Below are 21,494 nucleotides of genomic sequence, written 5' to 3'. Positions count from 1 at the left end.
CTACCTGACGCAACAGGGCAGGTTCCCGCTTCAGATTTGCTGAGTCGCGCCTGACCAAAAGTAGGGTTCGACCCGGGTGTGAATATACCCGGTCCCCTCTCAAAATGGCCTACCGGGATTCCTGCTCGTAGGGGGTGCCCAGGGCGGCGGGGGCGTGGCCACGCTGGCCCTGGAGGCCCAGGACGAGGAGGGTCAACAGGTAGGGCAGGGCGAGGAGGAAGCCCTGCGGCACCAGTTCGAGGAGCCAGGGAGCGCTCGACGCCAGGCCGATGCGCAGCGCGTTGCCGAAGGCGAAGAAGAACGCGGCGGCGAAGGCACCCAGGGGGGTCCACCGGCCGAACACCATGGCGGCCAGGGCCATGAAGCCCAGGCCGGCGGGGGTGTGCTGTTCGAAGCGGTCCAACACGGCGGTGGACAGCACCGCGCCGCCCAGCCCCGCCATCAGCCCGCCGCCCAGCACGGCGGCCCACCGCAGGCCGGACACGGACAGCCCCAGCGTGGCCACGGCGTGCGGCTTGTCGCCCACGGCGCGAAGCCGCAGGCCCAGGGGCGTGCGCGACAGCAGGAGGTGGAAGGCGAAGGGCAGGGTGAGCGCCAGGTACGTGGGCGCCGCGTGGCCGACCAGCGCGCCCAGCAGCGGCACGTTGGCGAGGGCGGGGACGTTCCAGCGCGACAGCTGGGTGATGGCGGGCGTGCCGTTGGGGCCGAAGAGGGACTCCAGCAGGAAGGTGCCTCCCGCCATGGCCACCAGGTTGAGGGCCATGCCGGAGACGACCTGATCCGAACGCCAGCGGATGCTCAGGAAGCCGTGCACCGCCGCGAGGCCCGCGCCCGCGACCATGCCCACCAGCACGGCAAGCGGCGTGGGCATCGCGAGCGCCGCCACGGCCGCGCAGAAGGCGCCCGTGCGCATCATGCCTTCCACGCCCACGCTCACCACGCCGGCGCGCTCGGACAGCATCGCGCCCAGCGCGGCGAACACCAGCGCGGGGGCCGCGTCCAGGGTGGAGAAGAGCAGCGAGTGGAGCACCTCAAGCACGGGGCACCTCCACCGCGGCCTGCCGCGCGCGACGCCGGTTCAAGAGCGCAAGCCACACCATCCGGCCGGCGACGAAGAGCAGCGCGAAGCCCTGGATGAGCTCCGGGAAGCTCTTGTGCACGCCCAGCAGCTGCATGCGCGTGCCGCCCGCGCGCAGGATGCCGAAGACGGCCGCGGACACCGCCGCGCCCAAAGGATGGTTGTTGCCGATGAGCGCGATGGCGATGCCGTCGAAGCCGTACGGCGCGCCCAGCGTGCCCGGGTAGCGCCCTTCCGTGCCCAGCACCAGCACCGCGCCCGCGAGCCCCGCCAGCGCGCCCGCGAGCGCCATGGCCCCGCCCGCCCGCCACAGGGTGGGGATGCCCGCCGCGCGCGCCGCTTCAGGGGTGAGGCCCACGGCGCGGGTCTCATAGCCGGAGCGCGTGCGCGTCAACCACACCCAGACGGCCAGCGCGGCCACCAGCGCCAGCGGGAAGCCCAGGTTGAGGCGGGAGCTGTCGCCCAGGAGCCGGGGCAGCTGCGCGGTGGAGAGGATTTCGGCGGTGCCGGTGATGGACGACTGGTGCCCCTGGGCCACGGCGCGCAGCGGTCCAATGACGAGCCAGTTGTCCACGAGGCTCACCGCCACCCAGTTGAGCATGATGGTGGAGATGACCTCGTGCACGCCGCGCTTGAGCTTGAGCAGGCCGGCGATGCTCGACCAGACCGCGCCCGCCGCCGCCGCCGCGAGCAGGGCCAGGGGCACGTGCAGGACGGTGGGCAGCGACACGTGCGCGCCGACGAGGGCCGCGGCCAGGGCGCCCCAGATCATCTGACCCTGCGCGCCGATGTTGAACAGGCCCACCTTGAAGGCCACCGCCACGGACAGGCCGGTGAGGGTGAGCAGCGCGGCCTTCATCGCGGACTCGCCCAGGGGGCGCAGCACCGAATTGGCGTTGCCGCCCTCCAGGTACGCGGGCCAGTTGCCGATGCCGCCCCAGAGCATCTGGAGGTAGGCGCGCGTGGCGGTGTCCGCGTCGCGCGTGAGGGCGATGGTGAGCCAGCACACCGCGAGCGCCAACAGCACGGAGAGCACCGACGGCAGCACCTGCCGCGTCCGCTCACCCATGGTCGGACTCCGCGCCCAGCATGCGGCGGCCCAGCTCTCGCTCGTCCAAATCCTTGCGCGGGAAGTGCCCCGTCACGCGCCCTTCGTAGAGGACGTAGACGCGGTCCGACAGCGCCAGCACCTCCTCCAGGTCCAGCGACACCATCACCACTCCGGCGCCTCGGGCCTTCGCCTCGCGCAGCCGCGCGTGCACCTGGGCCACCGCGCCGATGTCCAGCCCGCGCGTGGGCTGCACCACGACGAGCAGCTTCGGATCCGCGTCCAGTTCGCGCGCCACCACGACCTTCTGTTGGTTGCCGCCGGACATCGCCTGGAGCGCCATCGTCGGGTCGGGCGGGCGCACGTCGTAGGTGGTCAACAACTGGTTCGTGCGCTCGCGGCGTCCCTTGAAGTCCACCCAGGGCCCGCGTGCGAAGGGCGGCTGGCGGTGCCGGCCCAGCGCCACGTTCTCCTCCACGCTCATCGCCTTCACCACGGCGCGCGCCAGCCGGTCCTCGGGCACATGGCCCACGCCGCGCTCCTTGGCCCGCGCGGGGGTGAGGTCCGCGAGAGGACCGCCCAGCAGCGTGCCTTCTCCGCCATCGAGGGCGCGCAGGCCGGTGAAGACCTCGGCCAGTTCGCGCTGCCCGTTGCCGTCCACCCCGGCGATGCCGACGATTTCGCCCGCGTGCACGGTGAGGCTCACACCCTGGAGCGCGGGACGCCCATTGTCGCCCTTCGCCCGCAGGTCCTTCGCGTCGAGGACGACGGGGCCGGATGGGGCAGTGCCCTCATCGTTCCGGGTTGCGGCCGTGACCGCGCCCGTCGCCACGGTATCCGCCCCGGACGGACCCGCCGTCACGGGCACGCCGGTCAGCGCCGCGCCGCGCGAACCCTCGCCCACCATCAGCGACGCCAGCGCGGAGACGGTCGTCTCGGAGGCGCGCACTTCAGCCACCGTGCGGCCCCGGCGCATCACCGCCACGCGGTCCGCCACGCCCAGCACTTCCTTGAGCTTGTGGCTGATCAACACCACCGTGCGCCCCTGCTGGACGAGCCCGCGCATCACCTGCGCCAGTTCGTCCGACTCCTGGGGCGTGAGCACCGCCGTGGGCTCGTCCAGGATGAGCACCTGCGCGCCCCGGTGTAGCGCCTTGACGATTTCGACCTTCTGCTGAGACCCCACCGTGAGCGTGTCCACGCGCGCCCGGGGATCCAACTGGAAGCCGAAGCGCTTCGCCGTGGCCGCCACCTCGTCACAGGCCCGGTCCAGGTCCAACAGGCCGCGTCGGGTGGGCTCGCGGCCCAGCACCACGTTCTCCGCCACCGTCAGCGTGGGCACGAGCATGAAGTGCTGGTGCACCATGCCGATGCCCCGTGCGATGGCGTCGCGCGGGCTCTTGAGCCGCACGGGCTTGCCGTCCATCAGGAACGTGCCCGCGTCCGGGTGGTACAGCCCGTACAGCACGTTCATCAGGCTGGACTTGCCCGCGCCGTTCTCGCCCACCACCGCGAGCAGCTCTCCCGGGACGATGTCCAGGGACGCGTCCTCCAGGGACACGCACGACCCGAAGCGCTTGGCGATGTGCTGGAGGGAGATCAGGGCGCGGCGACCTGGAACGAGGACAGCTCCGAGGCCGTGCCCGGCACCGTGAGCTTCCCGGCGAGGATCTGCTGGCGCAGCGCCTCCACCTTCTGGAGCGCCTCCGCCTTGCCCGGGAAGTCCACGCGCACGTCGGCCATGCCCACGCCGTTCTCCTTCAGGCCCAGCACCTGCTCCCCGGCCGTCAGCTTGCCGTCCACCAGGTCCTTCGCCGCCTGGTACACCGCCAGGTCGCTGTGCTTCACCATCGACGTGAGGATGGCGTCCGGCGCCAGGTGCGACTGGTCGGAGTCCACGCCGATGGCGAACACCGTCTTGCCCGCGGCTCGCGCCTCCTTCACCGCCTGGATGACGCCCAGGCCGTCCGTGCCCGCTGCGTGGAAGATGACGTCCGCACCCTTGGCGATGAGGTCCTGCGCCACTTCCTTGCCCGCCGACACGCTGTTGAAGCTGCCCGTGTACACGGCCATCAGCGCGTCCGCCGCCTTCGCGTTCGTGGTGCGCACGCCCGCGCGGTAGCCCACGTCGAAGCGCTTGATGAGGGGCACCTCGATGCCGCCCACGAAGCCCACCTTGTTCGTCTTCGTGACGAGCCCCGCCAGCGCGCCCACGAGGAAGCTGCCCTCCTGCTCCTTGAACAGCACCGTGCGCACGTTGGGCAGCGACTTCGCCTTGCCCTGCGCGTCCATGAGCTGGCTGTCGATGAGCAGGAACTTCGCGTCCGGATTCTCCGAGGCCACGTCACGCACCGCGTTGGCCAGCAGGTACCCGTTGCCGATGGTCAGCTTCGCGCCCTGCTCCACCAGCAACTGGAGGTTGGGGGCGTAGTCCTCCTGCGCCTTGCTCTGGAGCACCAGCGGCTGGATGGGCAGCGGCTTCACTTCGGGTGCGAGTGCGGCCAGGTCGGAGGAGATGGACTGACGCACCTCGCCAGCGGGGGCGTCCACGTACTTGCCGCTCTCGTACTTCTTGCCGGCCGCCCACAGCTCCAGGCCGCGCAGGGACGCGTCGTTGAAGGAGTGGTCGCCGCGCCCACCCACGTCGATGACCAGGCCCACGACGGTGGGCTTTGCCTCGGGCGGCTTCGTGGCGGTGGCGGACGGGGAAGAGGCCTTGGGGGCTTCTTCCGTCTTCTTGGAACAGGCGCAAAGGAGCGCGGCCAGGGCGAGCACGTGGAGTCGGCGGAGCATCATGGGCTGGCTATCTACCAGATGAAGCCCGGCCTTTCCCTTTCCTGGGAAGTGCATGGGGAGGGGACTTCCTGCTATGGCCCTGACCCGTGCAACCCTACGAGCTCATCAAGGCCAAGCGCGACGGCGGCAGGCTGGACCCGTCGGACATCCAGGCGTTCATCCAGGCGTACACTGCGGGCACCGTGGCCGACTACCAGATGGCCGCCATGTGCATGGCCATCTTCTTCAAGGGCCTGGACTCGCGCGAACTGGGGGCCTGGGCCCGCGCCATGCTCCATTCTGGCGAGGTCCTGGACCTCTCCGACACGCCCGCCATCAAGGTGGACAAGCACTCCACGGGCGGCGTGGGCGACAAGGTGTCCCTGAGCCTCGCGCCCCTGGCGGCGGCCTGCGGCGTCACCGTCCCGATGATCTCCGGACGCGGCCTGGGCCACACCGGCGGCACCCTGGACAAGCTGGAGTCCATCCCTGGCTTCCGCGTGGACCTGTCCACCGCGGACTACCGCCGGCTGGTGCGCGAGGTGGGGTGCTGCCTCATTGGCCAGACGGCCCAGGTGGCGCCCGCGGACAAGAAGCTCTACGCGCTGCGCGATGTGACGGCGACGGTGGACTGCATCCCGCTCATCGCCTCGTCCATCATGAGCAAGAAGCTGGCGGAGGGCATCGACGCGCTGGTGCTCGACGTGAAGGTGGGCAGCGGCGCCTTCATGAAGACGGCGGACGACGCGCGCGTGCTCGCCCGGACCATGATTGGCCTGGGCGCGGAGATGAACCGCAAGGTCGTGGCCCTGCTCACGGACATGGATCAACCCCTGGGCCGCCAGGTGGGCAACGCCCTTGAGGTCCGCGAGGCGGTGGACATGCTCCGTGGCGAAGCGCCCGACGACTACACGGAGATCACCTACGCCCTGACGGCGGAGATGCTCGTGCTGGGCAAGAAGGCCGCCAACGTGGAGGAGGCGCGCGAGAAGCTGCGCCGCTCCGTGGAGGACGGCAGCGCGCTCAAGAAGCTCAAGGAGATCGTCCAGTCGCAGGGCGGTGACCCGCGCTCCATCGACGACTACTCGCTGCTGCCCACGGCGAAGGCCACCACGGACGTGGTCGCGCCCAGGGACGGCTTCGTCACCGGCATCCACACCGAAGGCGTGGGACTGGCGGCGGTGGCGCTGGGCGCGGGGCGGCAGCGCGTGGACAGCAAGATCGACCCGGCGGTGGGCTTCACGCTGCTCAAGAAGGTCGGCGACGCGGTGAAGCAGGGCGAGCCCGTGGTGCAGGTGCACTACAACGACGCCGGCCCCCTGGACGGGGTGAAGGCGCGGCTGCTCGCGGCCTACCAGTTTGGCGACCGGGCGCCCGCGGCCCGTCCGCTGGTGCTGGAGCGGCTGGAGTAGGCGCGCCCCGCGCGACAAGGCTACCCATCCACCATGGCTCCCTCGTTCCGAGACCTGCTGTCGGAGGTGAAGAAGGAGATCCGCGAGGTCTCCCACGAGCACGTCCGCCAACTGCTCGACTCCGGGGCGTCGGTGAAGCTCATCGACGTGCGCGAGAGCGACGAGTACGCGGGCGGCCGGCTCCCGGGCGCGGTGCACATCCCCCGGGGCTACCTGGAATTGCGCATCGAGGAGCAGGCCGGGCGCGACGAGGAGGTCGTCCTCTACTGCGCGGGCGGCACTCGGTCCGCGCTCGCGGCCCGGACGCTGCGGGAGCTGGGCTACACGCGCGTGTCGTCGCTCGCGGGCGGCTACAACCGCTGGAGCGACGCGGCCTACCCGGTGGAGAAGCCGGTGGTCCTCTCCTCCGAGCAGAAGGAGCGCTACCGCCGCCACCTCACCCTTCCGGAAGTAGGTGAGGAAGGGCAGGCGCGGCTCTTGAAGTCGAAGGTGCTGCTGCTGGGCGCGGGCGGGCTGGGCTCGCCCGCCGCGCTGTACCTGGCCGCCGCGGGCGTGGGCACGCTGGGCATCGTGGACGCGGACGTGGTGGACCTGAGCAACCTCCAGCGCCAGGTGCTGCACACCCTGGAGCGCCGGGGCCAGCCCAAGGTCCAGAGCGCGAAGGCGGCCATCGAGGCGCTCAACCCGGACGTGAAGGTCGTTCCCTTCGAGGAGCGGCTCACCACCGCGAACGTGGAGCGCATCCTCGCGGACTTCGACCTGGTGCTGGATGCCGGGGACAACTTCCCCACGCGCTACCTGCTCAACGACGCGTGCGTGCTCGCGGGCAAGCCCAACATCCACGGCTCCGTGTTCCGCTTCGAGGGCCAGGTCACCACGTTCCTTCCCGGCAAGGGGCCCTGCTACCGCTGCCTCTACCCGGTGCCGCCGCCGCCGGAGCTCGCGCCCTCGTGCGCGGAGGCGGGCGTCCTGGGCGTGCTGCCGGGGCTCATCGGGATGCTCCAGGCGACGGAGGCCCTCAAGCTGCTGCTGGGGGTGGGGGAGTCGCTTTCCGGGCGGCTGCTCACCTTCGATGCGCTGGGCACGCGCTTCCACGAGCTCAAATTGCGCAGGGACCCGGAGTGCCCGGTGTGCGCGCCGGGAGCGAAGGTGGAGCTCATCGACTACGAGCGCTTCTGCTCGACGGGGGGCTGACGGTCCGGCCCGGTGGGTCGTGGGGCTTCGTCCTCCCTGGCGGGACGGGGATGCATTTTCAGGAACAACGGTCTAGACGAGGCCGCGTATGATGCCGCCACCCTGGAGCTGGGGGCGCGGTAGAACGTGACCCGGTCGGGTCATGCAAGTGCAGCGGTAGGGAGACGACGGCGATGTCCGAGCAGAACGAGAACCAGGACGCGGACAAGAAGGCGGGGGAGGACCGGCGCGATTCGCCCCGCGTCCCCATGCGTCTGAAGGTCCGCTGGCAGGGCGGCACGGAAACCTTCCTGGACCGTGCGGGTGACCTGTCCCTGGGCGGGGCGGGGTGGGTGGGCGAGGCCCTGAACCCGGGCCAGACCGTGGAGGTGCGCTTCGCGCTGCCTCCGTCCCTGGAGGAAGTGCAGGTGAGCGGGGAAGTGCTGCCGCCCAAGGCCGGCGCGGAAGGCCCGGTGGTGCGCGTGCGCTTCCTGGAGCTGCCGGTGGAGGTGGAGCTCGCCATCGCCAGGCACCTGGACGAGCAGTTGACGGGCGGCGGTCGCTAGACGCACCCGGGATGGACGGGCACCCGTGACGGGGCCCGGAAGGAGGGCGGCATGGCGGACGAGATTCCCTGGGAGCGACTGTTCGAGGAGGCCCTGCGGGTGCGTCAGCGCGCGCACGTGCCGTACTCCCGCTTCCCGGTGGGGGCCGCCGTGCTGTACGCGGACGGCTCCGTGGTGGCCGGCTGCAACGTGGAGAACGCCACCTACGGCCTCACCGTGTGCGCCGAGCGCAACGCGTTCGCCGCGGGCGTCGCCCAGGGCAAGGAGAAGCCCCTGGCGGTGGCCGTCGTCGTGGACACCCCGGAGCCCTGTCCTCCGTGCGGCATGTGCCGCCAGGTGATGGCCGAGTTCGCCGGGCCTGACATTCCGGTGCGCAGTCGCACCCTCAACGGTGGCGAGGCGCGCTATTCGCTCGGCGAACTGCTGCCACACGCCTTCACCCGCGCTTTCCTCTAAGGGCTCCCCGCGTGGACCTGCTGCTGACCAATGCCACCGTCGTGACCATGAACCGCGAGCGGGAGGTGCTTCCGCGCGCGGACGTGCTCGTCCAGGACGGTCGCATCGCGAAGGTGGGCCGAGGCCTGAAGGTGAAGGGCCCCCGCCGCCTCCTGGACCTGTCCGGGCAGGTGGTGATGCCCGGCCTCATCCACGGCCACCTGCACGCCTGCCAGACGCTGTTGCGCGGCCACGCGGACAAGCTGGAGCTGCTGGACTGGCTGCGCGAGCGCATCTGGCCCATGGAGGCGGCGCACGACGCGGCGTCCCTGCGCGCCAGCGCGGACCTCACGTTCGCGGAACTCATCCGCTCCGGCTCCACGGCGGCGCTCGACATGGGCACCGTGCACCACTACGACGCCGTCTTCGAATCCGCGCGCGACAGCGGCTTCCGGCTCGTCGGTGGCAAGGCGATGATGGACTCCGGCGCGGAGGTGCCCCGGGGTCTTCGGGAGACGACCGCCGACTCGCTGTCGGAGAGCCTGGCGCTGCTGGAGCGCTGGCACGGCACGCACGACAACCGCCTGCGCTACGCGTTCGCGCCGCGCTTCGCCTTGTCCTGCACGCCGGAGCTGCTGCGCGAGGTGGGGCGGCTGTCGCGCGAGAAGGGCGTGCGGATCCACTCGCACGCCAGTGAGAACTCCAAGGAGACGGACGTGGTCCGCCAGGTCACCGGCCAGGACAACATCGCCTTCTTCCACGGGCTGGGGCTCACCGGGAGCAACGTCACGCTGGCCCACTGCGTCTGGGTGGAGGGCAAGGAGCAGGCGCTCCTGCGCGAGTCGGGCACGGTGGTGTGCCATTGCCCGGGCTCCAACCTGAAGCTCGCGTCCGGCTACGCGCGCGTGCCGGAGCTGCTGGCGGACGGCATCCCCGTGGCGCTGGGGGCGGACGGCGCGCCCTGCAACAACACGTTGGACCTGTTCCACGAGATGCGGCTCGCCTCCGTGCTGCACAACCCGCGCGTGGGCCCGGTGGCGATGACGCCCATGCACGTCCTGGAGATGGCCACGCTGAACGGCGCGAAGGCCCTGGGCCTGGAGGACGAGGTGGGCTCGGTGGAGGTCGGCAAGCGCGCGGACCTCACGGTGGTGGACACGCGCGGCTTCCACTTCTGCCCGCTGCCGGACGACGTGACGGGGCCGCTCGTCTACTCGGCGCGCTCCACGGACGTGTCGCACGTGCTCATCGACGGCAAGCTGGTGCTGCGCGAGGGCGAGCTGACGACGATGGACGCCCAGGCGGTGCTCGCCAACGCCCGCACGCAGGCGACGAAGCTGTTCGCCCGCGCGAAGATTCGCTGAGCTAGCGGGGCAGGCGCAGGACGAAGGACGTGGACCAGCCGTCCGCGTCCTCCACGGCCAGCCGCCCGCCGTGGGCTTCCGCCGCGAGCCGGGAGAAGTACAGCCCCAGGCCGTAGCCCCGGCGGCCCTCCTTCTCGGGGCTGCCCTGCGTGTACTTGTCGAAGAGGGACTCGCGCGCTTCCGGCGGGATGGCGATGCCGTCGTTGCGCACCGCCAGCCACTGCAACCCTTCCGCCTCGCCCGCCTCCAGGCGCACCCGGCCGCCCGACGGCGCGTAGCGGAGCGCGTTGGTGGCCAGGTTCTCCACCACGCGGATGAGCAGGCCCGCGTCTCCCACGAGGTGGAGGTTCGGGGTGGAGGCCAGCTCCAGCTTTATCTTCCGCAGCCGGGCCGCGCCATCCAGCGAGCGGCGCACCTCGTCCAGGAGCGGCGCCACCGGGAAGGGCTGCTTGCGCGGCGCCAGCCGGCCCTGCTCCAGGCGGGGCACGTCCAGCAGGTCGGAGATCATCCGGTCCAGGCGCGCGGTGACGGCGAGCCCCGTGCGCACCGACTCCACCAGCGGCGTCCCGACGGGCAGCTCCTGCTCCATCCACGACAGCGACAGCGTCACGGCGGACAGGGGCGAGCGCAGGTCGTGCACCAGGAACTGCATCAGCTGCTCCTGGTGGGCCTGGAGCGTCTCCAACTGCACGTTGCGCGCGTGGGCCTCCGCCAGCATGCGCTCGATGGTGCGGTGGGCATCCTCCACCTCGGAGGTGCGGCGGGCCTCCAACTGCCGGGCCACCTCCGCGCGCGACAGGTCCATGGCCAGCTGGCGCAGCCGCCCGGTGCCGTAGTGGCTCACCGCCGCGACCAGGAACAGCGTCACCACGGCGACGGCCATCGCCCCCGGGCCCACGCCCACCGTGTGCATCAGCGCCGCCTGGGCCAGGGCGGCCAGGCCCGCCGTGCCGTAGACGAGCCGGGGCATCAGCTCCAGGCCGCTCAGCGCCACCACCAGCGCGAAGAGCCCCAGGCTGAAGCCCGCCACGCCGGCGGGGAAGGGCGACACGGGCAGCGCCATGATCTGGAGCCCGAACACCAGCGCCACGTCCACCACCGACTGGGCGATGCTCAACTGCTGGGTCACCGGCCGGAAGCGCAGCGCGAACAGCAGCGCCACCACGCCCCCGTAGCAGAGCAGCAGCGGGGGGTAGTGGGCCCAGTCCCGGGCGCCCGTCAGCCACAGGCCCAGGCTCACGGCGAAGAACACCCCCGTGCCCACCAGTCGCACCACCGCCCCCGCGCCCAGCACGCGCTGGCGCTGGGCGTTCACCACCCGCGCAAGCTCATTCTCGAAGGCAACGGGGAGGGAAGTGTCCATGCGACACGTCTGTTTTCCCCGCTTCTTCCCCTCGCGGCAAGTTCACGGCCGCGCGTCTTTCGCGACCCCCGGTCGCCCCTTAAGGGAAGAACCCGGTGGGAGGGGGCTGGCGGGTGGCCCCGACTCCGTCCGGGCTGGCGGGCGTGGGCGTCCGGGGAGCAATCATCCGGTGGGGGTGGGCGTAGTCAGGGTGACAGGAGCCTTCCGGCCGGGTGCTTGTGGGCGTCGGAGTTCGTGTAAGGTGGTTGGGATTACGCACAGGTGGAGGTGAGTGCCGACATGTGGCAACGATTCAAGAGAGCGATGCGGAGCTTCGCGGGCTTCTTCGTCTCCTCCATCGAGGATCCGGAGCTGATTCTTGAGCAGAACATCCGTGACCTGAACGATCAGGTCCCCAAGATGAATGAGTCCATCGCCATGGTCCGGGCGAATGTGACGCTGCTCGAGAAGGAGAACCTGAAGTACCAGCAGGACGTGCGGGAGCTGACCGCCAAGGTCAAGGCCGCCATCCAGGCGGGACGTGACGACCTGGCCGGCACCTACGCGACCAAGCTGCAAGGCGAGAAGGAGGCCCTGGCGCGCAACCAGGCGCAGCTGGACATCGCCAAGCAGGCCTATGAGAAGGCGCTGAACGTCAAGAAGGCGTTCATGCGCGAGAAGGACAAGAAGACCCAGGAGGCGATGAACGCCGTCCGGGACGCGCGGCGCGCCAAGTGGCAGGCGAAGGTCGCCGACACGATGGAGTCCTTCACCGTCGCCGGCGTGGACTCCACGCACGACGAGATGCTCCGCAAGGTGCAGGAGAAGACGGCCATCAACGAGGCGCGCATGCAGATGGCGCTCGAGTCGGTGGACCACCAGGCCGCGGCCATCGAAGAAGAGGCCGAGAAGATCCAGGGCGACGAGCTGGTCAAGCAGTTCAAGATGGAGATGGGCCTCCTGGACAGCCCCGCGCCCGTGTCGGACGTGGGTGCTGGCACCGAGAAGACCATCGGCAAGAAGGTGGAGATCAAGTAGGTCTCCCCCCATGAAAGAGGCCGGCGCACACGGATGAAGCTGCACCGCGGACCCGGCCTCTTTCTCTTCCTCGCGCTCTGTGTCCTGGGCGCGGGGTACGTCTTCGCCTCGCGGGCGGGTTACCTCGATCGCCTGCAGACGCGCTTCTTTCCGTCCACCCGCGAAGCCGTGCGGCTGTCCCCCGGCGACTTTCCCGCCGGAGTGGCGGCCCCGGTGGCGGACGTGGCGTCGGTGCCCCTGCGGCCCGTGCTCATTGGCTTCACCGCCCGGGGTTCCGCCGCCGCGCTGCTGGTGGCCACCGGGGGCGCCACCACGCTGGACAACCCCGCCACCCCTCCGGGCGCGGCCCAGGGCCTGCTCAAGACGGCGTACGCGCTGGATGCCCGCGCGGTGCTCTTCGCACGCGAAGAGGAGCTGAAGCAGGCCCTGTCCGTGGGCGCGGAGAACGGCGGCGTGGACATGGCGGCGCTGTCGGTGGACCGGCTCGCGTCGTGGGTGCCCACGCTCCGGGACGCGGCGCCGCGCACGGTGCTGCTGGTGGGCCGCAGCCGGGGCCAGGAGGCGATGGCGGCGGTAGGCGTGCCGGACCTGGCCAGCCTGCGCGGCAAGCGCATGGGCGTGTATCCGTTCGGTTCCTCGCACTACTTCGCCCTCTGGGTGCTGGCGCGCGCGGGGCTGCGCACCTCCGATGTCCGCTGGGTGGACCTGCCCTCCACGCTGGACGCGGGCCGGGCCCTCCGGGAGGGCCGGGCGGACGCGGTGGTGGGGCTGTGGGGCGACGTAGAGCTGGCGGCGCGTGACCGGGGTGGAGCGGTGCTGGCGACGACGGCGGATGCGCCTCACCTTTTGGCCACGGTGCTGGTGGCGCGCGGAGACTTCGCGGCGCGTTACCCGGATGGGGTGCGCCGGGTGCTGCGGGGCCTTTTGGACGCGGGGCAGGGCGTGCTCAAGGACCCGGCGGCCGGGGCACGGATGCTGGGCGAGGTGGCGCCGTACCTGGGAGACCCCTCGGAGGCCATCCGCAGCGCTCCCCCCGCGACACTGGCGGACAATCGGGCGTTCTTCGGCCTTTCCGGCGAGGCGCCAGTTACCTATGACGAGTTGTTCCAGAGCGCCGCGGCGCTCTTCCAGAAGCTCAAGCGCGGTACGGCGCCGCCCCCCGCGGAGGACACGCGGGACCTGGGCGCGCTGAAATACGTCTCCGAGGCGCGTGGGCCCTGAGCGGGAAGGGGAGTCGGACGTGGCGAAGACACCGAACTACATCAAGGCCGCGTTCCTCCTGCCGGCCAATCTGGTGGGCCTGACGACGGCGGCCATGTCCAGCGCGGTGACGCAGGAGCCGCTGCCCATGCTGGTGGCCCTGGGCGTGGAGGGCCTGTACCTGGGCTTCCTGTCCTCCATGAAGCGCTTCCAGCGCGCCGTGCGAGCGCAGACGCCGGACAACCCGGAGGCCGCGCGCGCGGCGGTGGACGCGCTGCTCGCGGACCTGGCGCCGTCGCAGCGCGACCACTACCAGCAACTGGTGGGGCTCAAGGAGAAGATCCTGGGCAACTACCGCAAGCTGCCCGGCGGCCGCGTGCTGGTGGCGGACAGCGAGCCCAAGCTGGACGCGCTGCTCACGTCGTTCCTGCGGCTCATCTCCGCGCTCAACCAGTACCGCACGTACCTGAGCGGCGCGGACCGCGACAACCTGGTGGGCGAGGTGGCGGCGCTGGAGGCGGAGGTGGCCGAGGAGCCCAACCCGCGCCTCAAGGACGTGAAGGGCAAGCGCCTGGAGATTCAACGCAAGCGCATGGCCCGCTTCGACCAGGCGGGCGAGAGCCGCGAGGTGGTGAGCCACCAACTGGCCGGCATCGAGGACCTGATGCGGCTGACGCACGAGCAGTCCATCTCCATCCGCGACCCAGAGAGCGTCAACCGGCAGTTGGACGTGCTCAGCGCGGAGACGGAATCCACCGACGAAACGGTGCGCCAGATGGAGCGCTTCCTGGACTTCACGGAAGAGACGCGCGGGCCACTGCCGCACGGTGGCAGCCGCGTGCGGTAGGCCGGGCACGGGGCCGCCTGCCGGGCCGCCCTGTCAAAACCTGCCCGACAGTCGGACAGGTTGAGCCCCGGGGGGCGCGGAAGGCACCTGTTCACCGTGGCACCTTGGGGGTGTGGCGGGGGGCCGCGACGGCACACGAATAGATTGACTCTCCGGCGCAGGCATCCTGTCCTGCCGCCCATGCTCCGCCGCGTTGGCTTCCTCCCGCTGCTCCTGTTGTTGGTCGTGTTCGCCGGCTGCTCGCGCTGCGGAAAGGACGCGGCCGGTCCCGCGTCCTCTCCGGCCGGGGTGTCGCGCTACCTGCCGCGCACGGCGCAGGCGGCCGTCGTCATCGACGACCTGGGGACGCTGGGCGAGAAGCTCGCGCACTTCCAGAACCTCAAGGTGGCCTCGTTCGTCGCGCAGCTCCAGAACTTCCCCAGCGCGGAGCGCTACGTGTCCGCGGTGATGCGGCAGGTGGGCGTGGACCTGCGCAGCCGCAAGGCGCTGGAGGACGCCGGCATCGACCCGAAGCGCGGCGCGGGCGCGGCCTTCCTGGGCGGCACGCAGGCGGTGTCCGTCATCGGGGTGAAGGACGCGGACAAGCTGAAGACGACCTTCGCCACCTTCGCCCGCTCGCGGCTGGGCGCGTCGGAGGAGAAGGAGACGAAGTCGGACGCGGGGAGGCTCGTCACCTTCAGCCGTCCGGGTGCCACGGAGCCCGCGCTGGGCCTGCTCTTCCTCAAGCACGACATGGTGCTGCTGTCCGCGGGCGCGGCGGTGGCGCGGCTGCCGGAGCTGGCGGCGCTGCCGGAGGAGAACTCCATCGCGAAGGAGCCGGTGCTGGAGGCGTCCCTCAAGCGGCTGACGGGTGACCGGGACTTCCACGTGTGGCTGCCGGGCGGCTCGGGCCTGCTGCCCGCGGGCACGGTGCAAGGCATCACCTTCGTGGGCCACATCGAGGAGCGCGCGGTGACGCTGCGCGCGGACGCGCCGTGGCCGGACACGCAGGCGTCGCTCGCCGCGCTGGAGCCCAAGGGTGGAGAGGCGCTGGCGGGCTGGCTGCCCCAGGACAGCTTCTTCGTGGCGCGCTTCCGGGGGGACCCGGCGCAACTGGACGGCGTGTGGCCGTACCTCGCGGGCACGCAGGTGACGCGCGCGGTGCAGCAGGCGGGCTTCAACGTGAAGACGGAGGTGTTGGACAACCTCAAGCCGGGCATGGTGCTGGCCCTGTCGCTGTCGCCTGGCGTCAACCTGGGCTCGGGCCTGCCGGACCTGGACCTGCGGCGCACCAACCCCTTCCGCTTCGTCAACCTGGTCGCCATCGCGGAGACGAAGGACGTGGCGAAGGGGCAGGCCACGCTGGACAAGGTGCCCGGCTTCGCGGGCGGCTTCGGCGCGAAGGTGGAGGCCACGGAGCTGAACGGCCAGAAGGCCTACCTGACGTCGTACCGCGCGGGCGAGGGCGCGCACTTCGCGCTCACGAAGGACGGCAAGCTGGTGCTCGCGGCGCCGCGCGCGCGCCTGGAGTCGTCGCTCACCGCGCTCGCGCAGCCGGCGGGCACAGGCCCCGTGTCGGAGGATTTGAAGTCGGTGGGCAAGGACGCGGCGGTGGTGCTGCTGCTGGACCTGCGCCGGCTGGCGGACGCGGTGAAGGCGCTGCCGTCCTCCGCGTGGGGCATTGGCGGCTTCGCCATCAAGGCCACCACGGTGCGCTGGCTGGACGCCACCGACGACCTGCGCGCCGTGACCCTGTCGCTGTCGCGCAAGGACAAGGCGTTGCAGGCGGAAATCTCCCTGCGTCTGATGCCCGCTCCGGCCGGCACCACCACCACGACTCCGGCCACCCCTTGATTCGCGTCCGGGACGTCGTGAAGGAGTACGAGGACGGCGAGGGCGCGCGGGTTCGCGTCCTGGACGGCGCGTCCTTCGACGTGGAGGCCGGGGACTTCGTCGCGGTGGTGGGTGCGTCCGGCAGCGGCAAGTCCACGCTGCTGCACCTGCTGGGCGGCCTGGACGTGCACTACCAGGGCACCGTGGAGGTGGGAGGCCTGAAGCTCTCCGGCCTGCGCGACGTGGAGCTGGCGCGCTTTCGCAACACGCACGTGGGCTTCGTCTTCCAGTCCTTCCACCTCATCCCCAACCTGTCGGCGCTGGAGAACGTGCTGCTGCCCTCGCACTTCGGCGCCGTCGTCCCGGAGGCCCGCAAGCGCGCGAGCATGCTCCTGGAGCGCGTGGGCCTGGGCTCGAAGCAGGACCGCGAACCGGTGCGCCTCTCCGGCGGCGAACGTCAGCGGGTGGCCATCGCCCGGGCCCTCTTCGCCAACCCGAAGCTGCTCCTGTGCGACGAGCCCACGGGCAACCTGGACGCGGCCACGGGCGCGGGCGTCATCGAACTCTTCCAGGAGCTGCACCGGGACGGGCTCACCCTGCTGACCGTCACCCACGAGGAGCGCATGAGCGCGGTGGCGCGCCGGGTGCTCCGGCTCAAGGACGCGCGGCTCATCGAGGAGTCTCCGACATCGGCGGCCCTGACGTCGCGAGGGACCCCATGAGGTTGGACGCACTGTCCCGACTGGTGAGGTTGTCGCTCGCGCGCGAGCGGCGGGGCGCGTTCTTCTCCGCCTTCGGCGTGGCGATGGGCGTGGGCGCGCTCGTGTTCTTCGTGGGCCTGGGGCTGGGCGTGGGTCAGGTCATCCGCGAGCGCATCTTCCCCACGGACTCGCGGCTGGTGGACGTGGTGCCCCCGTCGGTGTCGCTGGGCCTGCTGGGCGGCGGCAAACTGGACACGGGCGCGGTGGAGCGCCTGCGCGCGCTGCCCGGCGTGGAGACGGCGTACCGGAAGATGAACGTGCGCGTGCCGGCGGTGACCCGCTACGACGGCACCTTCTTCGGCTCGCGCCTGCGCATGGGCCTGGAGGTGCTCGCGGTGGGCGTGGACCCCGGCCTCGTGCAGAAGGACGTGGGGCTCCAGGAGGCGAAGGACTTCAAGGACCCTGGCGAGGGCAAGGCCATCCCGGCGCTCATCTCCACGCGCCTGCTGGAGCTGTACAACAAGACGTTCGCCCCCGCGCGGAAGCTGCCGCAGCTGTCCGCGGAGATGCTCATCGGCTTCGGCTTCCCGGTGGAGTTCAACCGCTCCTACGTGGCGGCCACGTCGGGCGGCCCCAGCTCCACGCAGCAGGCGCAGGTGGTGGGCGCGTCGGACCGGGCCATGCTCGCGGGCATCACCATCCCGCTGGACACGGCGGTGCGCATCAACCGCGCGGCGGGCGCGGACGCGGAGAGCTACACCGGCGTCACGCTGGTGGCGGCGGACCCTTCGTACGTGCCGGCGCTGGTGGCGGCGGTGAAGGGCATGGGCTTCGAAATCGATGATCAGGAGCGAAGGCTCGCGGAGAACGCGGGCGCGGCGGTGGCACTCACCACGTCCGCGCTGGCGCTCCTGTCCATCCTCATCTGCGTGCTGGCCGCCGTGAACATCACCCACGCGATGTCCGCGTCGGTGCGCGCCCGGGCCAGGGAGATTGGCGTGATGCAGGCGGTGGGGGCTTCGCGCGCGGACATCCGCTCCATCGTCCTGGCGGAAGCCAGCGTGGTGGGCCTGCTGGGCGGCGCGGCGGGAACATCCGTGGCGCTGCTCCTGGCCTTCGCGGTGGACCGCTTCGCGGCGGGCTACCTGCCGGATTTTCCCTTCAAGCCCGACAGCTTCTTCTCCTTCCCGGTGACGGTGCTGCTGGGCGGCGTGCTCCTGGGCCTCGTGGCCGCGCTCGCGGGCGCCTGGTTTCCCAGCAGCCGCGCCGCCGCCACGGATCCGGCGAGGACGCTCGCGGGATGACGGGCCCCAAGCGCGGGACGCTGGTGGTCAACGTCCTGTGCCTGGGGGCGCTGGGGTGGCTCTACGGCGGCGAACTCGCGGATGCCCTGCGCGTGCGCACCGCGGAGGTCTCCGCGGTGACGTCGTCGCCCTCCGTCGTTCGCGCGGGCGCGGTGCTGGGCCTCACGGCGGTGGGGCTCGTCGTGCTGGGGGGAGGGCTCCTGCGCAAGCAGCCAGAGGGCTTCAAGGGCTACCGGCTGCTGCCCATCCTGCTCGTGGGCGCGCTCTTCCTGGACCTGGTGCTGTCGGAAGGCCGGTCTCCCCTGGACGCGGAAGCGCAGGCGGCGGTGGCGCTGCGCAACTTCCATGAAGCCGCTCAGAAGCAGGCCACCCCGGAGGCGGTGCCCGTGGAGGCGCGCGTCCTCCAGCCCCTCGTCGACGCGCTGGGCACGCCGCCCTACCGGCTGCGCGGCATCCAGGTGCCCTCCTACGCACTCCAGGTGCGCAGAAATTGCGAAGGCCCCGCCCGTGACGCTTCCGGTACGCGGCCGGGGACGTTGCTGTACTGTGTCGCCTCGGACGGCAAGCAGGCGTGGGTAACGCTGGTCGGGCTGCCCGCCGAGGTGCGCTTTGGTGCGCCCGGCCTCTTCTCCACCCGGGGAGAGCCGCGTTTCAGCGTCGTGCGGGCCCGTTCTCCAGAGGAGAACGACGCGCAACCGGCCATCGAGCTGGAGCTCCCCGAAGCTGCTTCGGACGGCGAAGCCACATCTATTTCGCCTTGAGTTCGGGCCGCTTGCAGAGCAAGCGGCCGGAAATAGGTCGGCGTGCGCGGTTGACCCTGCGGAGCCGCGATCGATAGGCTCCTTGCAAGGACTCTACCCCCACCCAAAGTGACGACCTCTCAACCGAAGCGGCAACCCATCCCGTTCGGGAAGTATCTCCTCCTGGACCGCGTCAACATCGGCGGCATGGCGGAGGTCTGGCGCGGCAAACAGTTCGGCGCCAGTGGCTTCGAGCGGCTCGTCGCCATCAAACGAATCCTGCCGAACATCGCCGAGGATGAAGAATTCATCTCGATGTTCATCGATGAGGCGAAGATCAGCGTCCAGCTGACCCACGCCAACATCGCGCAGATCTACGAACTGGGGCAGATCGCCAGCAGCTACTTCATTTCGATGGAGTACATCCCCGGCAAGGACATGCGGGCCATCTTCGACCGCTGTCGCAAGAAGGGCGAACCCGCGCCGGTGCCGCTGGTCGCCTTCTGCGTGGCGAAGATGTGTGAAGGCCTGGCCTACGCCCACCTCAAGAAGGACGGGATGGGGCGCGACCTCAACATCGTCCACCGCGACATCTCGCCGCAGAACGTGCTCGTGTCCTTCGAGGGCGAGGTCAAGGTCATCGACTTCGGCATCGCGAAGGCGGCGGGCAAGGCGACCAAGACGCAGGCCGGCATCCTCAAGGGCAAGTTCGGCTACATGAGCCCGGAGCAGATCCGCGGCCTGCCGTTGGATCGCCGCTCGGACGTGTTCGCCATTGGCGTGTGTCTCTACGAGATGCTCACCGGCGAGCGCCTCTTCGTGGGCGACAGCGACTTCAGCGTGCTGGAGAAGGTGCGCAAGGCGGAGGTGCCGTCGCCGTCCACGTACAACCGGCGCATCCCGGAGGCGCTGGAGCGCATCGTGCTCAAGGCGCTCGCGAAGGACGTGGACGAGCGCTACCAGTACGCGAGCGAGCTCGGCGACGACCTGCAGCGCTTCCTGCTCACGAGCGACAGCATCTTCAGCCGCAAGGACCTCATGCAGTACATGAAGTCCACGTTCGCCGAAGAGGTGGAGCGCGAGAAGCAGCGCCTGGCCGAGTACGCGGACATCCGCGCGCCGGACGGCATGCTGGCGGCCATCGAGGCGGGCTACAGCGGCCCGTCGCCGGTGCCCACGCAGAGCATGACCAACCTGCCGGCGGTGCAGCCGTCGTCCGCGCCGGCCGTGGAGCCGGTGTACGCGCCGCCGCAGCCGCGGGCCTCCAGCCCCAACGCGTCGTCGCAGGGGGCGCGCCGTTCGCCCACGCTCGCCGCGCTGCCCAAGCTGACCGCCGCGCCCGCCGCGCCCTCGCCCAAGGAGGACGAGGAGCTGGCGACGCAGATGGTGGACCGCGACGCCGTCTTCAACGACGCGCCGGAGCCCACCACCCAGCCCGGCGCCGCCATTGGCCGCGCCATCACGCCGCTGGAGTCCCGGGCCGCCGCGCACGAAGAGGAAGAGGACGAGCCCCGCACCCTCCCGCCGTTCTCCTCCTCCGCGCACACCGTGGGGCCGCCGCGCCTGTCGCACAACAACATGCCGGTGCTCAACGCCGCGCCTCCGCGCCCGTCGTTGACCAACGTGCCCACGCTGATGTCGCACGACGCGCCCGCGCCGCGCCCGACGCCGAACCGGGGGGGCGAGGGCCAACTGCCGCGCATCGTCCGTCCGGACTCCCCGCCGGAGCCGATGCCGCCCCCGCCGCGGCCTCCCGCGCCGCCCATGCTGGGCAATCCGCCGCGTCCGTACCCGCCGAAGGAAGCGCGTCAGAAGGAAGTCTTCGAGGAGGACGCGGGCCCCGGTCCGGGTCTGGGCCTGCGCGGTCTGGACAAGCGGCTGCTCTACAGCGCCATCGGTCTGGCCTCGCTGCTGCTGCTGGTGGGCCTGGCGGTGGTGTTCAAGCCGAGCAGCCCCTCGCTGGGCTACGTGATGGTGGAGCTCAAGACGCCCGAGGCGAAGGCGACCGCTCGGGTGTCCATCAACGCGGGCCCCGAGGAGGCGTTCCCGGAGAGTGGCTTCGTCCTGAAGCAGGTGCCGGTTGGCAACGTGCTGGTGTTGGTGACCGCGCCTGGCCACGAAGTCTTCAACCAGTCCGTGACGGTGTCCGAAGGCACCAGCGCGGCGCCGGTGCGCGCCGTGCTCCCACGGCAGGCGCGCTCGGTGCTGGTGGTGTTGAAGGTGCGGCCCGAGGACGCCGAGGTGAAGATCGACGGCAAGGTGGCTCGCGCGCAGGGCAGTCGTGAGTCGTTGGTCCGGGACTTCTCCCTCACGTCCAACTCCCCGGTCGTGGAGGTGTCGGCTCCGGGCTATCAGACCTTCGCGGGGACCATGGCCGTGAAGGATGGGTCCTTCGACGTGACGGCGACGCTGGAGCGTGCGGACCTGGAGGTGCAGATCACCTCCAACCCGTCGGGCGCCGCCATCTACCTGGGCAACAAGGATCTGGGCGTCGTCACCCCGAATGCGGTGCGGGTGCCGCCGGGGACGCGGGAGCTCACGCTGAAGTCGAAGTGCCACGCCGACGAGGATGTGGACGTCGTGGCCACCACGCTGGGCGCCGTCATCAAGGTGGATGCGACGCTGAAGAAGCAGGCGCGTTGTCGCGATTGAGCGGTCG

18 protein-coding genes are annotated in these 21,494 nt (G+C 70.9%); 13 read left to right on the top strand and 5 right to left on the bottom strand.

Annotated elements, in window-relative coordinates; genetic code table 11:
- Positions 1–109: 109 nt before the first annotated feature.
- Genes OV208_RS14325 through OV208_RS14310 form a run of 4 tightly spaced genes read right to left on the bottom strand, consistent with a single transcriptional unit; the run spans position 110 to position 4,919 of the window.
- On the bottom strand, positions 110–1,039 hold the full coding sequence (locus tag OV208_RS14325) for an ABC transporter permease (RefSeq protein WP_267574391.1): 930 nt from the start codon (positions 1,037–1,039) through the stop codon (positions 110–112).
- A complete protein-coding gene (locus OV208_RS14320; RefSeq protein ID WP_267574390.1) occupies positions 1,032–2,147 on the bottom strand; it encodes an ABC transporter permease in 1,116 nt (371 codons plus the stop codon). The genes OV208_RS14325 and OV208_RS14320 overlap by 8 nt, the downstream gene beginning before the upstream one ends.
- Positions 2,140–3,687 carry an ABC transporter ATP-binding protein gene (locus OV208_RS14315; RefSeq protein WP_267574389.1) on the bottom strand — a complete coding sequence of 516 codons (1,548 nt, stop codon included), beginning with the start codon at positions 3,685–3,687 and terminating at the stop codon, positions 2,140–2,142. The genes OV208_RS14320 and OV208_RS14315 overlap by 8 nt, the downstream gene beginning before the upstream one ends.
- 38 nt (positions 3,688–3,725) lie before the next feature.
- Positions 3,726–4,919 carry a BMP family lipoprotein gene (locus tag OV208_RS14310; protein ID WP_267574545.1) on the bottom strand — a complete coding sequence of 398 codons (1,194 nt, stop codon included), beginning with the start codon at positions 4,917–4,919 and terminating at the stop codon, positions 3,726–3,728.
- Between the two features lie 89 nt (positions 4,920–5,008).
- On the opposite strand from OV208_RS14310, the gene OV208_RS14305 reads away from it, so the two are divergent.
- From OV208_RS14305 to OV208_RS14285, 5 genes are all read left to right on the top strand, one after another.
- Entirely contained in the window at positions 5,009–6,313 is a 1,305-nt protein-coding gene (locus tag OV208_RS14305) for a thymidine phosphorylase (RefSeq protein ID WP_267574388.1), read from the top strand.
- Positions 6,314–6,346: 33 nt separating this feature from the next.
- The gene (moeB, locus tag OV208_RS14300) at positions 6,347–7,507 is read left to right on the top strand and encodes a molybdopterin-synthase adenylyltransferase MoeB (protein WP_267574387.1); all 1,161 of its coding nucleotides are present in this window, start codon (positions 6,347–6,349) and stop codon (positions 7,505–7,507) included.
- A 173-nt stretch (positions 7,508–7,680) separates the two neighbouring features.
- Positions 7,681–8,052, top strand: coding sequence for a PilZ domain-containing protein (locus OV208_RS14295; protein WP_267574386.1), 372 nt, complete (start codon positions 7,681–7,683; stop codon positions 8,050–8,052).
- Between the two features lie 51 nt (positions 8,053–8,103).
- A complete protein-coding gene (locus OV208_RS14290; protein WP_267574385.1) occupies positions 8,104–8,508 on the top strand; it encodes a cytidine deaminase in 405 nt (134 codons plus the stop codon).
- Between the two features lie 11 nt (positions 8,509–8,519).
- A complete protein-coding gene (locus OV208_RS14285) occupies positions 8,520–9,851 on the top strand; it encodes a 5'-deoxyadenosine deaminase (protein ID WP_267574384.1) in 1,332 nt (443 codons plus the stop codon).
- Position 9,852: 1 nt separating this feature from the next.
- Here OV208_RS14285 and OV208_RS14280 read toward each other — a convergent pair whose 3' ends face one another.
- Positions 9,853–11,214, bottom strand: a complete 1,362-nt coding sequence (locus tag OV208_RS14280) for a sensor histidine kinase (protein WP_267574383.1) — start codon at positions 11,212–11,214, stop codon at positions 9,853–9,855.
- A 279-nt stretch (positions 11,215–11,493) separates the two neighbouring features.
- Here OV208_RS14280 and OV208_RS14275 point away from each other — a divergent pair, with 279 nt between their 5' ends.
- The 8 genes from OV208_RS14275 to OV208_RS14240 all read left to right on the top strand — a co-directional run bounded on the left by OV208_RS14275 (position 11,494) and on the right by OV208_RS14240 (position 21,487).
- On the top strand, positions 11,494–12,231 hold the full coding sequence (locus OV208_RS14275) for a PspA/IM30 family protein (protein ID WP_120545316.1): 738 nt from the start codon (positions 11,494–11,496) through the stop codon (positions 12,229–12,231).
- Positions 12,232–12,264: 33 nt separating this feature from the next.
- Positions 12,265–13,452: an ABC transporter substrate-binding protein gene (locus OV208_RS14270; protein WP_267574382.1), complete on the top strand. Its 1,188-nt coding sequence runs from the start codon at positions 12,265–12,267 to the stop codon at positions 13,450–13,452.
- Between the two features lie 19 nt (positions 13,453–13,471).
- On the top strand, positions 13,472–14,278 hold the full coding sequence (locus OV208_RS14265; RefSeq protein WP_267574381.1) for a hypothetical protein: 807 nt from the start codon (positions 13,472–13,474) through the stop codon (positions 14,276–14,278).
- A 180-nt stretch (positions 14,279–14,458) separates the two neighbouring features.
- Positions 14,459–16,111, top strand: coding sequence for a hypothetical protein (locus tag OV208_RS14260; RefSeq protein WP_267574380.1), 1,653 nt, complete (start codon positions 14,459–14,461; stop codon positions 16,109–16,111).
- Positions 16,108–16,812 (top strand): ABC transporter ATP-binding protein, encoded by a 705-nt coding sequence (locus OV208_RS14255; protein ID WP_267574379.1) that lies wholly within the window; start codon positions 16,108–16,110, stop codon positions 16,810–16,812. The genes OV208_RS14260 and OV208_RS14255 overlap by 4 nt, the downstream gene beginning before the upstream one ends.
- A complete protein-coding gene (locus OV208_RS14250; protein WP_267574378.1) occupies positions 16,809–18,095 on the top strand; it encodes an ABC transporter permease in 1,287 nt (428 codons plus the stop codon). Before OV208_RS14255 ends, OV208_RS14250 begins: the two co-directional genes overlap by 4 nt.
- Positions 18,092–18,856 carry a hypothetical protein gene (locus tag OV208_RS14245; RefSeq protein ID WP_267574377.1) on the top strand — a complete coding sequence of 255 codons (765 nt, stop codon included), beginning with the start codon at positions 18,092–18,094 and terminating at the stop codon, positions 18,854–18,856. Before OV208_RS14250 ends, OV208_RS14245 begins: the two co-directional genes overlap by 4 nt.
- A gap of 108 nt (positions 18,857–18,964) precedes the next feature.
- The gene (locus OV208_RS14240) at positions 18,965–21,487 is read left to right on the top strand and encodes a serine/threonine-protein kinase (protein WP_267574376.1); all 2,523 of its coding nucleotides are present in this window, start codon (positions 18,965–18,967) and stop codon (positions 21,485–21,487) included.
- The last annotated feature ends 7 nt before the right edge of the window (positions 21,488–21,494 follow it).

It is taken from the genome of Corallococcus sp. bb12-1 (genome assembly GCF_026626765.1).
In the GTDB taxonomy this organism is placed as follows: Bacteria; Myxococcota; Myxococcia; order Myxococcales; family Myxococcaceae; genus Corallococcus; species Corallococcus terminator.
Note: the sequence above shows the minus strand (reverse complement) of the source record. Positions and strands in the feature narration are given on the sequence as shown.

Coding starts and splice junctions, on each gene's coding strand:
- OV208_RS14320 (WP_267574390.1), bottom strand. CDS start 2,147: ATGGGTGAGCGGACGCGGCAGGTGCTGCCGTCGGTGCTCTCCGTGCTG.
- OV208_RS14310 (WP_267574545.1), bottom strand. CDS start 4,919: ATGCTCCGCCGACTCCACGTGCTCGCCCTGGCCGCGCTCCTTTGCGCC.
- moeB (WP_267574387.1), top strand. CDS start 6,347: ATGGCTCCCTCGTTCCGAGACCTGCTGTCGGAGGTGAAGAAGGAGATC.
- OV208_RS14295 (WP_267574386.1), top strand. CDS start 7,681: ATGTCCGAGCAGAACGAGAACCAGGACGCGGACAAGAAGGCGGGGGAG.
- OV208_RS14290 (WP_267574385.1), top strand. CDS start 8,104: ATGGCGGACGAGATTCCCTGGGAGCGACTGTTCGAGGAGGCCCTGCGG.
- OV208_RS14280 (WP_267574383.1), bottom strand. CDS start 11,214: ATGGACACTTCCCTCCCCGTTGCCTTCGAGAATGAGCTTGCGCGGGTG.
- OV208_RS14275 (WP_120545316.1), top strand. CDS start 11,494: ATGTGGCAACGATTCAAGAGAGCGATGCGGAGCTTCGCGGGCTTCTTC.
- OV208_RS14270 (WP_267574382.1), top strand. CDS start 12,265: ATGAAGCTGCACCGCGGACCCGGCCTCTTTCTCTTCCTCGCGCTCTGT.
- OV208_RS14260 (WP_267574380.1), top strand. CDS start 14,459: ATGCTCCGCCGCGTTGGCTTCCTCCCGCTGCTCCTGTTGTTGGTCGTG.
- OV208_RS14250 (WP_267574378.1), top strand. CDS start 16,809: ATGAGGTTGGACGCACTGTCCCGACTGGTGAGGTTGTCGCTCGCGCGC.
- OV208_RS14245 (WP_267574377.1), top strand. CDS start 18,092: ATGACGGGCCCCAAGCGCGGGACGCTGGTGGTCAACGTCCTGTGCCTG.